This is a genomic window from Roseobacter sp. HKCCA0434 (assembly GCF_032464675.1).
In the GTDB taxonomy this organism is placed as follows: Bacteria; Pseudomonadota; Alphaproteobacteria; order Rhodobacterales; family Rhodobacteraceae; genus Pontivivens.
Map to the genome: position 1 here is coordinate 38,902 of NZ_JAWDKL010000024.1, position 12,181 is coordinate 51,082.

General features: G+C 69.0%; 13 protein-coding genes and 1 other RNA gene. 7 read left to right on the top strand and 7 right to left on the bottom strand.

The features are described from left to right. Positions 1–6: 6 nt before the first annotated feature. A complete protein-coding gene (locus RX333_RS13970) occupies positions 7–1,269 on the bottom strand; it encodes an APC family permease (RefSeq protein WP_316015567.1) in 1,263 nt (420 codons plus the stop codon). Between the two features lie 122 nt (positions 1,270–1,391). On the opposite strand from RX333_RS13970, the gene RX333_RS13975 reads away from it, so the two are divergent. The 3 genes from RX333_RS13975 to recR all read left to right on the top strand — a co-directional run bounded on the left by RX333_RS13975 (position 1,392) and on the right by recR (position 3,603). Continuing rightward, complete coding sequence (locus RX333_RS13975; RefSeq protein WP_316015568.1) at positions 1,392–1,736, top strand: YbaB/EbfC family nucleoid-associated protein; 345 nt, start codon at positions 1,392–1,394, stop codon at positions 1,734–1,736. 68 nt (positions 1,737–1,804) lie between these two features. Further along, complete coding sequence (locus RX333_RS13980) at positions 1,805–2,932, top strand: beta-ketoacyl-ACP synthase III (protein ID WP_316015569.1); 1,128 nt, start codon at positions 1,805–1,807, stop codon at positions 2,930–2,932. Positions 2,933–3,009: 77 nt separating this feature from the next. Continuing rightward, positions 3,010–3,603: a recombination mediator RecR gene (recR, locus tag RX333_RS13985; protein WP_316015570.1), complete on the top strand. Its 594-nt coding sequence runs from the start codon at positions 3,010–3,012 to the stop codon at positions 3,601–3,603. On the opposite strand, the gene RX333_RS13990 is transcribed toward recR, so the two are convergent. Together RX333_RS13990 and ffs are read right to left on the bottom strand one after the other, a co-directional pair. Further along, complete coding sequence (locus RX333_RS13990; RefSeq protein WP_316015571.1) at positions 3,598–3,960, bottom strand: DUF202 domain-containing protein; 363 nt, start codon at positions 3,958–3,960, stop codon at positions 3,598–3,600. The two genes, recR and RX333_RS13990, sit on opposite strands and share 6 nt — an antisense overlap. A 36-nt stretch (positions 3,961–3,996) precedes the next feature. After that, positions 3,997–4,095, bottom strand: an RNA gene (ffs, locus tag RX333_RS13995) — signal recognition particle sRNA small type. A gap of 253 nt (positions 4,096–4,348) precedes the next feature. Here ffs and RX333_RS14000 point away from each other — a divergent pair. Continuing rightward, positions 4,349–5,308, top strand: coding sequence for a CoA ester lyase (locus RX333_RS14000; protein WP_316015572.1), 960 nt, complete (start codon positions 4,349–4,351; stop codon positions 5,306–5,308). Positions 5,309–5,381: 73 nt separating this feature from the next. Here the strand turns inward: RX333_RS14000 and RX333_RS14005 are convergent, their stop codons facing one another. After that, complete coding sequence (locus tag RX333_RS14005) at positions 5,382–6,389, bottom strand: extracellular solute-binding protein (protein ID WP_316015573.1); 1,008 nt, start codon at positions 6,387–6,389, stop codon at positions 5,382–5,384. Positions 6,390–6,759: 370 nt separating this feature from the next. Between RX333_RS14005 and mnmH the strand changes: the two genes are divergently transcribed. Next, a complete protein-coding gene (gene mnmH, locus RX333_RS14010; RefSeq protein WP_316015574.1) occupies positions 6,760–7,806 on the top strand; it encodes a tRNA 2-selenouridine(34) synthase MnmH in 1,047 nt (348 codons plus the stop codon). 79 nt (positions 7,807–7,885) lie between these two features. Then, a complete protein-coding gene (locus RX333_RS14015; RefSeq protein WP_316015580.1) occupies positions 7,886–8,842 on the top strand; it encodes an acetyl-CoA carboxylase carboxyltransferase subunit alpha in 957 nt (318 codons plus the stop codon). A gap of 5 nt (positions 8,843–8,847) precedes the next feature. Here RX333_RS14015 and RX333_RS14020 read toward each other — a convergent pair whose 3' ends face one another. From RX333_RS14020 to RX333_RS14030, 3 genes are read right to left on the bottom strand one after another with little or no spacing between them, the layout of a single operon-like run. Further along, the gene (locus RX333_RS14020; RefSeq protein ID WP_316015575.1) at positions 8,848–9,561 is read right to left on the bottom strand and encodes a lysophospholipid acyltransferase family protein; all 714 of its coding nucleotides are present in this window, start codon (positions 9,559–9,561) and stop codon (positions 8,848–8,850) included. Positions 9,562–9,581: 20 nt separating this feature from the next. Beyond that, positions 9,582–10,472 (bottom strand): cell division protein FtsX, encoded by an 891-nt coding sequence (locus tag RX333_RS14025; RefSeq protein WP_316015576.1) that lies wholly within the window; start codon positions 10,470–10,472, stop codon positions 9,582–9,584. Next, entirely contained in the window at positions 10,469–11,146 is a 678-nt protein-coding gene (locus RX333_RS14030; RefSeq protein ID WP_316015577.1) for a cell division ATP-binding protein FtsE, read from the bottom strand. Before RX333_RS14030 ends, RX333_RS14025 begins: the two co-directional genes overlap by 4 nt. 112 nt (positions 11,147–11,258) lie before the next feature. Between RX333_RS14030 and RX333_RS14035 the strand changes: the two genes are divergently transcribed. Further along, positions 11,259–12,181, top strand: a 923-nt coding sequence (locus RX333_RS14035; RefSeq protein ID WP_316015578.1) for an MJ0042-type zinc finger domain-containing protein, incomplete at its 3' end; no start/stop codon positions are given.

Genomic DNA, 12,181 nt, shown 5'->3' on the forward strand with positions numbered 1-12,181 from the left:
GACGGCCTAGCCCGAAGCGCCGCGGCGCAGCAGCCAGGGCCGGACGAAGATCGCGACGGCGACCATGCCCCCCAGCGCCATCAGGCCGAACGGATGGTGGGTCGCCTCGCGCCATGCCAGCAGCACGCCCAGCCCCGCACAGCCCACGATGCCCGCCATCGGCAGCCAGCGCACCCGATCCGCCTCGCGCCAGCACAGCCAGTTCACGATGCCGAATGTGACGACGTAGATCAGGCTCGCCGCCTCCACCAGCGCGGTCAGCGAGCCGAGCACCGCCAGCGCCGCCGCGACCGCGCCGATCACCAGGACGCCGACGCTCGGGATCCCGTTAGCATTGGTTCGCGCGAAGGCTGGGGGCAGCTCCCTGTCCCGCGCCACCCGCGCGCTGAGCTTCGCGGTGGAGAACAGCGTCGAATTGATCGCGGCCATGGTTGCGCAGCAGGCGGCCAGCGTCATCCCAGCCAGGCCCCAGCCCCCCGCCGCAACGCGCGCGGCGACGCTCAGCGCCACGTCCTGCTGGTCGATGACGGCCTGCGCCCCGGCCAGGCTGACGGCGCCCAGCGCGACCAGCACATAGACCCCGATCACCACAAAGGTGGCGGCCAGCATCACCGGCGTCAGCATCCGGCGCGGGCGATCAAGCTCGTCATATTCATAGGTCAGGAGCTGGAAGCCCTCGTAGGAGATGAAGATGACCGCCGCCCCGATCAGTGCCTGACCCGGTCCGTTGCCCGCGCCCGGCGCGGACAGGTTCGCGGGGCTCCACCCGGCGGTCACCCCCCACAGGCCCAGGATCAGCAGTGCCACGAGGTTGACCGAAACGATTCCGATCTCGACGCGCGTCAGCTTCGCCACCCCCCCGAGGTTCAGCGCGACGATGCACGCGACCACGGCCACGGCCAGGCCCTTGTCCGCCCAGACCGGCGCGCCCAGCGCGAAGCCGAGGTAATGCCCGAAGGCGAAGGAATAGACCGCGACGGTCAGCGTGTAGCCCCCGATCAACAGCCAGGACAGCGCCCCGGCCCAGGATGCGCGGTCCGCCTCCTCCAGGAACTCGAACACCCCGCCCGACTTGCGGTAGAGGTTGGACAGCCGCGCATAGCTCCACGCCGTCGGCACGATCACCAGCCCCGCCAGCGCGAAGCTCGCCCAGGCCCAGGCGCCCGCCACCTCGACGATCACGCCGAGCGAGACGTAGATGCCGCCCCCCACCATGCCGCCCGCCGCAAGCGCGAACGCCTTGGCCGCTCCGATCCCGCCCTGTGCCATCCCGCCCCCGACGCTGCGTAATGCCGCGCAAGCTAGGACGCGCGCTTGTCGGTGCAAACCTTGCCCCGGCCTCCCCCCGCGCGTATCTCAAGGCCAACCGCAACCGATGAAAGGGTGCCACGATGTTCAAGGGTATGGGCGGCCTCGGCGACATGGCCAAGGTCATGAAGCAGGCGCAGGAGATGCAGGCCAAGATGGAGGAGGCGCAGGAACGTCTGAACACTATCGAGGTCGAGGGCCAGGCCGGCGGCGGCCTCGTCACCGCGCGCGCCACCGCCAAGGGGGAGCTGACGGGCCTGACCATCTCCGACGAACTCTTCAAGCCCGAGGAGCGCGAGGTGGTCGAGGACCTGATCCTTGCCGCCATCAAGGACGCGCAGGGCCGCGCCTCCGACCGCGCGCAGGAGGAGATGGCCAAGGTCACCGAGGGCCTGCCGATCCCGCCGGGCATGAAACTGCCCTTCTGAGCCCCGCATTGACCGTGCGACGTCGCGCGGTCACTCTGGCCCGAACGATAAAAACGAGGGGAAACGCCATGTATCAGCCCGCCATCACCGGCAGCGGCGTGTTCACGCCGTCCGAGATCATCACGAATGACGAGCTGGTCGCCGCGTTCAACGCCCATGCCGACCTCTTCAACCAGCAGAACGCCGACGCGATCGCGGCGGGCGAGGTCGAGGCCAAGCCGCAATCCAACGCCGACTTCATCTTCGCCGCCTCCGGCATCGAGCAGCGCTACGTGCTGGAGAAGGAGGGCGTGCTCGACCCCGCGCGCATGTATCCCCGCTTCCGCGAACGCTCCGACGACGAGCCGTCGCTGATGGCCGAGATCGCGGTCAAGGCCGCGAAGATCGCGCTGGAACAGGCGGGCCGCGATGCGCGCGATATCGATGCCGTGATCTGCGCGGCCTCGAACATGGAGCGCGCCTATCCCGCGATGGCCGTCGAGATCCAGCAGGAGATCGGGATGGAGGGCGGCTTCGCCTTCGACATGAACGTCGCCTGCTCCTCCGCCACGTTCGGGCTGCAACAGGCGGCGGACATGATCCGCTCCGGCTCCGCGCGCACCGTGCTGATGGTCAATCCCGAGATCACGTCGGGGCACCTCGAATGGCGCGACCGCGACTGCCACTTCATCTTCGGCGACGTCTGCACGGCGGTGGTGGTGGAGCGGGCGGAGGACGCGAAGGGCGCCCGCTTCGACATCCTCGACACCCGGCTTCTGACACAGTTCTCCAACAATATCCGCAACAATAACGGCTTCCTGCGCCGCACCCGCCCGCACGGGATGGAGGACCGGCGCGACATGCAGTTCATGCAGGAGGGTCGCAAGGTCTTCAAACAGGTGGTGCCCATCGTGGCCGAGCTGATGACCGCGCACCTCGCCGACAACGACATCGCGCCGGGCGATCTGAAGCGGATGTGGCTGCACCAGGCCAACAAGTCGATGAACGACCTGATCGGCAAGAAGGTGATGGGCCGCGAGCCGACGCGCGAGGAGCAGCCCAACATCCTGCAGGACTACGCCAACACCTCTTCCGCCGGCTCGATCATCGCCTTTTCCAAGCATTCCGACGATTTCGAGCCGGGCGACCTGGGCGTGATCTGTTCCTTCGGGGCGGGCTATTCCGTCGGCTCGGTGATCGTGCGACGGGCCGGGTGATTTCGAGTATTTGGGCCAATCCGAAAGCCGCAGGCGCGTGCCTTGTCGCGGGCGCTGCGACCTGCCACATCTGAGACATGGCCCAGACCCCGCTCGATGACCTGATCGCCCTGCTCGCCCGCCTGCCCGGCCTCGGCCCCCGCTCGGCCCGCCGCGCGGCGCTGGCGCTGGTCCAGAAACGCCAGGTCCTGCTGGAGCCGCTAGCCGAGGCGATGGCGGATGTGGCGCGCAACGCCCGCGAATGTCTGGTCTGCGGCAATATCGGCACGGGCGAGCGCTGCGAGATCTGCCTCGATCCCAAGCGCGACGCCACGATCATCTGCGTGGTCGAGGACGTGGCCGACCTCTGGGCGATGGAGCGGGCGGAGGTGTTCCGCGGCCGCTACCACGTGCTCGGCGGCACGCTCAGCGCGCTCGACGGGATCGGGCCGGACGACCTGAACCTGCCGCACCTCTTCGCCCGCATCGACGGCGATGCGGTGTCCGAGGTCATCCTCGCACTCGGCGCCACGGTCGATGGCCAGACCACCGCGCACTATATCGCCGACGCGCTGGAGGGCCGCGGCGTGACCCTGACCTCGCTGGCGCAGGGCGTGCCGGTGGGGGGCGAGCTCGACTATCTCGACGACGGCACGATCACCGCCGCCCTGCGCGCGCGCCGCGCGCTATAGCAGCCACAGGATCGCGCCGGTGGCGATGCCGCCCAAGCCGAAGATCGAGGCGATCAGCGTGATCCCGGTGGTCGAGGGCGGCTCGGCCCGGTGCGAATCGAGCCGCGCCTGAACCTTGCACCCCGCCCGCCGCGCCATGGCGAAGATGACCAGCGCCACCGCGACGAAGATCATCGAGACCGATTTGGCGAGCCAGGTCGGCTCCGTCTCCTTGAACACCGCCGACAGGCCCACGGCGATGGCCAGCGCCGCCGTGCCGGTGCGCATCCACCCCGCGAAGGTCCGCTCGTTGGCCATGACCGTGCGGTCCTCGGCCCAGTCGGTCCGGTCCTCGGCCATCTGGTTCTTGTCGCTCATGGCGGCGAATATGAACCGGGCGATGCGGGGGGTAAAGGGTGAGAGGCTGGACGACGACCCAAGCGGGACTCGTTGTGGCTGCTTCCTTCCGGACCTGACCAGGTTGGCGAGGCGCCTGCCCGCGCCAACCTCTCGACCTTCAGATAATCCGCGCGGGCGGTGAACGCAACCCGGCGCGAAAGGTTAACGCGGCCCGGCGCGCCCGACAGGTGCCATACGCATGCCATACGCGTGCCATACGCATCGCAGACCGCGTTTTTCGGCGTTAACCTGTCCGCCCGCCGCGTCGCCCTTCGCGGACGCAGCATTTCGGTTGACGTTGACCCGGCATCAAAATACCCGTTGAGCCGACGCCATTGAAATTTTCTGTCGCACCGGAGACGCGCCCATGTCCTTCAAGGTCCAGCCCCAGGCCCCCGCCATTCCCAACCGCTGCCAGCTCTTCGGCCCCGGCTCGCGGCCCGCGATCTTCGAGAAGATGGCCGCCTCCGCCGCCGACGTGATCAACCTCGATCTGGAGGATTCCGTCAGCCCGTCCGACAAGGACGGCGCGCGCGCCAACGTCATCGAGGCGATCAACGACATCGACTGGGGCACCAAGACGCTGAGCGTGCGGATCAACGGGCTCGACACGCCCTACTGGTATCGCGACGTGGTGGAAGTGCTTGAAAAGGCAGGGGATCGCATCGACCGCTTCATGATCCCCAAGGTCGGCAATGCAGGCGACATCTACGCCGTCGACGCGCTGGCGAGCGCCGTCGAGATGGCCAAGGGACGCACGAAGCCGGTCAAGTTCGAGGTCATCATCGAAACGGCCGCAGGCCTCGCCCATGTCGAGGAGATCGCCGCCGCCTCGCCCCGCATGACCGCGATGAGCCTCGGCGCCGCGGACTATGCCGCGAGCATGGGGATGCAGACCACCGGCATCGGCGGGACGCAGGAAAACTACTACATGCGCACGCCCGACGGGCAGAAGCACTGGGGCGATCCGTGGGTCATGCCGATCACCGCCATCGTCGCCGCCTGCCGCACACACGGCCTGCTGCCGGTCGACGGCCCCTTCGGCGACTTCTCCGACGACGAGGGCTTCACCGCCCAGGCGCATCGCTCAGCCACGCTCGGCATGGTCGGGAAATGGGCGATCCACCCCAAGCAGGTGGCGCTCGCCAACGCGGTCTTCACGCCCTCCGACGCGCAGGTTCAGGAGGCGCGGGAGATCCTGCAAGCCATGGAAGAGGCGGAGAAATCCGGCCAGGGCGCCGCGGTCTACAAGGGCCGCCTGGTCGACCTCGCCTCGATCCGGCAGGCCGAGGTGATCGTCAAGCAGGCGGAGATGATCGCAGACTGAGAACGGGAAAGGCCGGGCACGCACGCGCCCGGCCTTCGCCTCGATTACGGATCGTCGCGCCCTGCGGCGCCGATCACTCCCAGCCGACCTCGTTGAAGATCTGCTGTGCCAGCGGGATGTTCAGCGCGACCGCGGCGAGGTCCACGTCGTCGGCGGTGAACTCGCCCATCGACGCCGCGTATTCGCCGGTCTCGACGCTTTCGACCACCGGGAATTCGTCATTGCCGTTGGCGAAGTATTCCTGCGCGCTCTCGCTCGCGAGGTACTCCAGGAAGGCGATCGCGTTCTCGCGGTTCGGCGCGTGTGCAGCCACGCCGCCGGCGGAGATGTTCACGTGGGTGCCCGTCGTCTCCTGGTTGGGGAAGACCCAGGCGATGCTGTCCACGTCGCCCGACAGCCCGTCCACGTCCTGACGCAGCGCGCGCGCGAAGTAATAGGAGTTCGACACTGCGATGTCGCACTCGCCCGAGACGAGACCGCGAAGCTGGTCGGTATCGCCACCCTGCGGATCGCGCGCCATGTTGGCGACCACACCCTCGGCCCAGGCCCGCGCGGCTTCCTCGCCCTCGTTCTCGATGATCGAGGCGAGCAGCGTCTGGTTGTAGGTGTTGGTCGAGGAGCGGATGCAGATCATGCCCTCGTAAGCCGGATCGGCGAGATCGGCATAGGTCGCGGGCGGGTTCTCCACGCGGTCCTCGGCATAGAACACCATGCGCGCGCGCTGCGAGAAGCCGTACCACATGCCCTGGTCGTCGCGCAGGTTGGCCGGGATCGCCTCGTTCAGCACGTCGCTCTCGATGGTCTGCAGGATGCCCGCATCCTCGGCCCGCTGCACGCGGCTGGCATCGACGGTCAGCAGAACGTCGGCGGGGGAGTTCTCGCCCTCGGCGGACATACGCTCGATCAGCTCGTCCGCATTGCCGTCGATGCGGTTGATGGTGATGCCGGTGGCCTCCTCGAAATCGGAGTAGAGCCGCTCGTCCGTGTCGTAGTGGCGCGAGGAGTAGAGGTTCAGCTCCTGCGCGAGGGCGGGGGCTGCGACGGCAATCAGGGCCGTGGTGGCGATGAGGGAACGGATCATGGTGAAGTCCTTTAACTGACTCGTTTGGTCGGGCATAGGAATGACATCCTGACTAAAATGGTCAAGAGGCATTTCCGAGTTTTTTTGTCGGGACGCGAGGCCATTGTTAAATTGAGTGCGAGGAGTCTGGTGCTTAGCCGCGCATCGCTGGGCCGTGGTGCGGCGATCCACGACTAGATCGTGGCACTTTATACCCGCCAAGTCCGTCGAACCTGTCCACATTGCGCCTCGCTCAGCCAAATCGCCGTGCCGGGGGGGCGGGTCACGCCGAAGGCGTGCTTTCAGCACGACCGATGCGCGGCGGGCTTCGCCCTTGATTCCGCGCCACAATCACTGGCCCGCCGCGCTAATCGAGTGCTATATCCATCCCATGAAATTCACCCTCGCCTCCCTCGACGCCCTCGCCGACCTGCCCTTCGACGAGATCATCGACGCCCGCTCGCCCTCCGAGTTCGCCGAGGACCACCTGCCCGGCGCCATCAACCTGCCCGTTCTGTCGGACGAGGAGCGCGCCCGCGTCGGCGCGATCTACGTGCAGGAAAGCCGGCTGGAGGCGCGCAAGATCGGCGCGGCGCTTGTCGCGCGAAACGTGGCCCGCCATCTCGACGCGCATTTCCACGACAAGCCCGGCGGCTACCGCCCGCTGATCTATTGCTGGCGCGGCGGGCAGCGCTCGGGCTCGATGGGGCTGATCCTGGGCCAGGTCGGCTGGCGGGTCGGCGTGCTCGACGGCGGCTATCGCACCTATCGCCGGATGGTGAGCGCGGCGCTGTACGGCGACGCCTTCCCCTGGCGGCTGGTGCTGCTCGATGGCAATACCGGCGTCGCCAAGACGGACGTGCTCAAGGCCCTGCCGGATGCGCAGATGGTCGATCTCGAAGGGCTCGCCAATCATCGCGGCTCGGTCTTCGGCGGCTTCGCGGACAGTCCCCAGCCGGAGCAAAAGGCGTTCGAGAGCGCGCTGTGGCAGGCCTTCGCCCCCCTGGATCCCGCCCGCCCGGTGCTGGTCGAGGCCGAATCGAGCAAGATCGGACGGCTGCTCCTGCCCCCCGCCCTGTGGAAGGCGATGTGCGCCGCCCCGCGGATCGAGATCACCGCGCCGCTCGATGCGCGCGCGGCCTACCTGACGCGCGCCTATGCCGACATCGTCGACGATACCGACCGCCTCGCCGACATCATCGAGCGTCTGCGCGATCTTCACCCGGCCGAGCGGCGCGAGCGCTGGCACGCGCTCGCCGCCGAAGGCGCGGTCACGGCGCTCGCCCGCGACCTGATGGAGAGCCATTACGACGCCGCCTATGCCCGCCAGCGCGGGCGGCATCCCGACCCGGTCAGCACCATCGCGGGCCGCACGCTCGACCCCGCCGATATCGACCGGATCGCGGCCGAGGTCGCTGCGGCGGTGAAGGAGCTCTGACCCGCCGCCGCCGCACGGGAATTGCAATTCGCCGCCCGCGCGCTCTATATCGCCCATGAAAGCAACGCTGAGGGGCCGGATGCAGAACTATCTCGACTTCGAAAAGGGTCTCGCCGAGATCGAGGGCAAGGCCGAGGAGTTGCGCGCGCTCGCCCGCCAGGATCCCAAGATGAAGGTGGAGGACGAGGCCAAGGCGCTCGACCGCAAGGCCGACGGGCTGCTCGCCGATCTCTACACGGACCTGACCCCCTGGCGGAAGGCGCAGGTCGCCCGCCACCCCGACCGCCCGCATTGCAAGGATTATATCGACGCGCTGTTCACCGAGTACATGCCGCTCGCCGGCGACCGGAACTTCGCCGACGATCACGCGATCATGGGCGGGCTCGCCCGGCTCGACGACAAGCCGGTCGTGGTGCTGGGGCAGGAGAAGGGCCACGACACCGCGACCCGCATCGCGCGCAATTTCGGCATGGCCCGGCCCGAGGGCTACCGCAAGGCGGTGCGGTTGATGGACATGGCCGACCGTTTCGGCCTGCCGGTCATCACCCTCGTGGACACGCCCGGCGCCTATCCCGGCAAGGGCGCGGAGGAGCGGGGCCAGTCCGAGGCCATCGCGCGGTGCACCGAGAAATGCCTGTCGCTGGGCGTGCCGATCGTCTCCGTCGTCATCGGCGAGGGCGGATCGGGCGGGGCCGTGGCACTCGCCACCGCTGACCGGGTCGCGATGCTGCAACACGCGATCTATTCGGTGATCTCGCCCGAGGGCTGCGCCTCGATCCTGTGGAAGAACGCGGAGAAGATGCGCGAGGCCGCCGAGGCGCTGCGCCTGACTGCGCAGGACCTCAAGAAGCTCAAGGTCATCGACCGCATCATCGAGGAGCCGCTGGGCGGTGCGCAGCGCAGGCCGGAGGAGGCCATCGCCTCGGTCGGCACGGCCCTGCGCGCGATGCTGGGCGAATTCGACGGCAAGACCCCCGACGCCATCCGCAAGGCGCGTCGGAAGAAATATCTCGACATGGGGTCCGTGGCCCTCTGACGCCCTCAGCCGTCGAGCTTCGGCGCTTCCAGCAGCGCCGCGCTCGCCGGTTCGATCTCGGATTCCAGCCGTTCGAGAAACGCCTTCTGGTCGAGGCCGAGCGGGATCACCGGCAGGAACTCCATCACCACCGTGCCGGGGCGGCGCAGGAAATCGTTGCGCCCCCAGAACACGCCCGCATTGGTCGCCGCGGGCACGCAAGGCAGCGCGAAGGTCTCATAGAGCGCCGCCGCCCCCCGCTTGTAGCGCGCGGTCTTGCCGGGAGCGACGCGAGTTCCCTGCGGGTAGATGACGATCTGGCCCGGATCGCTGCGCTCCTGCGCGACCTCGTCCATCATCTTGCCCATCGCGCCCTTCTGCTCCCGCTTCACGGGGGCGCAGCCGATCTGCATGGCGTAGAACCCCACGATGGGCGTCCACTTCACCGAGTCCTTCATCACGAATTTCGGACGCGGCAGCGTGCCCATCAGGATGATGATGTCGAGGAAACTCTGATGCTTGGCCGCGACGACGCATTCGCCCTGCGGCACCGGGCCCCGGATCTCCAGTTTCAGGTCGATCACGTTGCGCATCAGCCAGAACACCACGTGGCAAAAGCGCGACATGAACCAGTAGGCCCAGTCGCGCGACAGCATCGCCGGGATCGCGCCGATCACGCCCATGACGGCCAGCACCAAATACATCGCGACGTTGAAGATCAGCGAGCGGACGAACAGCATCGTGTCAGCCTTTCCAAGGGTCAGCCGTCCTCCAGACGGCGCAGTGCGCGGAACGCGGCCATGCGCGTTGCGATAAAGGCAGTCGCCGCAGCGATCAAGGGAACCGCCGCGATGGCGAGCCATTGCCAGCCGATCGGGCCGAGCCGCGTCGCGAAGGCCTCTTCCCGCGCGACCTCGGGCATCAGGGCGAGGCCGAGGGCGGCGACCGCCGTGCCGACCACCGCCCCTCCGAGCGCGCGCAGCGTGAACCGCCGGGTGAAGGCCGACGCGATCAGCCCGTCGCGCGCCCCGATCAGGCGCAGCGTGCCGATCACCTGCGCATTGGCCGCCAGCGCCGCCTGCGCGGCCAGCGTGATCATCGCCCCGGTGCCAAGCGCGATCAGCACCAGCGCCCCGATCCCGAACAGCCGCAGCCGGTTCGCCGCCGCCACCATCGGGCGCCGCCAGCGACTGTGATCGTCGTAGAGCGCGTCGGGCGCCTCGCCCGCCAGCCGCAATTGCAGCCCGATCGCGTCCGGCCCCTCTTCGGTTTCCTCCAGCACGATGGTCCGAGGGATCGGCACCACGTCGAGCACGACGTCCGAGCCGAGCCAGGGCGTCAGCAGGTTGCGCTGCTCGTCCTCGGTGAGGATCCGGGCCGAGACGATGCCGGGAGTCGTCCGCGCCGCCGCCAGCGCGGCTTCGGCCTGCGCGTCCATCTCGCCTTGCGGGGCCAGCACCGTGATGGTCGAGGAGCGGGCCAGCTCCGCCGACCAGCGATCGGCCAGCCGCGCGGTGGCGAAGCACGCCGCCAGCGCCGCGACCGCCAGTGCCGCCATCGCGAGCGAGACCGCCACCACCAGCCACGCGGTGAAGCCCGAGGGCGGCACGATCCCCTCGGCAGGCGAGGACAGGAAGGCGGGCCGCCTCACAGCCCGGCCCCGGCGACGGTCATCCGCCCCTCGGCCAGCCGCAGCACCCGCGCGGTCACGTCCGACTTGGCGGAGCGAATCAGGTTGAGATCGTGGGTCGCGATCAGCACCGCCTTGCCCAGCCGATTGAGCTCGATCAGCAGGCGCAGTACCCGCTCGCCCATCTCCGCGTCGAGATTGCCGGTCGGCTCGTCCGCCAGCACGATGTCGGGGGCGACGATGACCGCGCGGGCAAGTGCTGCCCGCTGCCGCTCTCCGCCCGACAGCTCGGGCGGCATGGCGCGCGCCCGCGCGCTCAGCCCCACCCAGTCGAGCAGGTCGTCGATATCGGCCTCCCGCCCCTTGCCCGTGCGACCCGCGACGCGCAGCGGCAATGCCACGTTCGTGCGAAGGTCGAGATGGTCGAGAAAGGCGCAGTTCTGGTGCATGACGCCCATCCGGCCGCGCAGTTCCGCCACGTCGTCGCGGTCCATCCCGCTCGCATCGCGCCCGAACAGCTCCATCCGGCCGTCCGTGGGCGTCAGCGCCAGGTAGCAGAGCTTCAGGAACGTCGTCTTGCCCGCCCCGGACGGCCCGGTCAGGAAATGGAAGGAGCCCGGCGGGATGTCGAGCGTCACGCCGGACAGGATCCGGTCCTGCCCGTAGCTGAAGCCGACATCGTCGAACGCGATCATATCCAACTCTCCAAGCGGGTCCGGGGCCGCACAATCGCAGATGCGGGCGGACCGGACAATCCGTTGAACCCTAGGCACCGCGGCAATTGCGCGCTAGGTTCGCGGAACGCCGGTGATCGGGGGTGATCGCCGCGACTACCGGACCGACCGTCACGAGGGGGAAAACGTGCGTCTGATCTGCCCGAACTGTGCCACGCAATACGAAGTTGCGGATGCGGACATCCCTGCGGCGGGCCGCCTCGTGCAATGCGGCACCTGCGAGACGGAGTGGACCGCCACCCGCCCTGCCGTGGACCCCGCGCCGCGCATCGCGGAGGAGCCGACCGAGGCCCCCCGCTTCGACCCCGCCGCGGCCCCCGACCCGGCCGAGGCAACCGAGGCGCAGCCCTCCGATTTCGACGCGGAGGCGCTGCGCTCGCTGCTCGCGCGCGAGGTCGGGTCGCAGCCCGCGCCGCAGGAGACGACGCCGGACCCGACGCCCGAGAGCTCGCTGCCCGACCTGCCGCCCGTGCCGGAGGAGGCGCCGCGCGATGCGCCCGACCCCGTGGCCGAGGTCCCGCCCGAGGTGCCCGAGCCCGCCATCACCGAACCGAAGCTCGACCAGGGGCCCATCGAGGCCGACGAACCGGACGCGCCCGCCGCCGAGGTGACGCAGGCCGACGGTGCTTCGGGCGATTTCTCGATCCCGCCCGTCCCTCAGGACGACGCCATCCGCGCCAGCGCCGATGCGGCCTTCGAGGCGATGCGCGCGCGCCGCGCCGAACGCCGGGCCAAGCGGGAGGGCACGCTCACTTCGCTGGACGATCACCCCACCCTGACCGAGGCGGAGGAACAGCCGATCGACGATGTCGATACCGCGCTGACGGACCTTCGCAGCCTGATCGACGCCGATCGAACGGACGCCGATGCCGGGATCGCGCCCGAGCGTGACGTCCCGCCGGCCGAGGACAGCGCCGAACTCGACGCCGCGACGGTGGAGCCCGTGCCCGCGCGTCCTGCCCGCCCCGGACGGCCCGAGGCGGACGCGGCGCCGGT

Excerpts from the sequence above, each read along its gene's own strand:
- RX333_RS13970 (WP_316015567.1), bottom strand. The coding sequence starts at position 1,269 with ATGGCACAGGGCGGGATCGGAGCGGCCAAGGCGTTCGCGCTTGCGGCG.
- RX333_RS13975 (WP_316015568.1), top strand. The coding sequence starts at position 1,392 with ATGTTCAAGGGTATGGGCGGCCTCGGCGACATGGCCAAGGTCATGAAG.
- RX333_RS13980 (WP_316015569.1), top strand. The coding sequence starts at position 1,805 with ATGTATCAGCCCGCCATCACCGGCAGCGGCGTGTTCACGCCGTCCGAG.
- recR (WP_316015570.1), top strand. The coding sequence starts at position 3,010 with ATGGCCCAGACCCCGCTCGATGACCTGATCGCCCTGCTCGCCCGCCTG.
- RX333_RS13990 (WP_316015571.1), bottom strand. The coding sequence starts at position 3,960 with ATGAGCGACAAGAACCAGATGGCCGAGGACCGGACCGACTGGGCCGAG.
- RX333_RS14000 (WP_316015572.1), top strand. The coding sequence starts at position 4,349 with ATGTCCTTCAAGGTCCAGCCCCAGGCCCCCGCCATTCCCAACCGCTGC.
- RX333_RS14005 (WP_316015573.1), bottom strand. The coding sequence starts at position 6,389 with ATGATCCGTTCCCTCATCGCCACCACGGCCCTGATTGCCGTCGCAGCC.
- mnmH (WP_316015574.1), top strand. The coding sequence starts at position 6,760 with ATGAAATTCACCCTCGCCTCCCTCGACGCCCTCGCCGACCTGCCCTTC.
- RX333_RS14015 (WP_316015580.1), top strand. The coding sequence starts at position 7,886 with ATGCAGAACTATCTCGACTTCGAAAAGGGTCTCGCCGAGATCGAGGGC.
- RX333_RS14020 (WP_316015575.1), bottom strand. The coding sequence starts at position 9,561 with ATGCTGTTCGTCCGCTCGCTGATCTTCAACGTCGCGATGTATTTGGTG.
- RX333_RS14030 (WP_316015577.1), bottom strand. The coding sequence starts at position 11,146 with ATGATCGCGTTCGACGATGTCGGCTTCAGCTACGGGCAGGACCGGATC.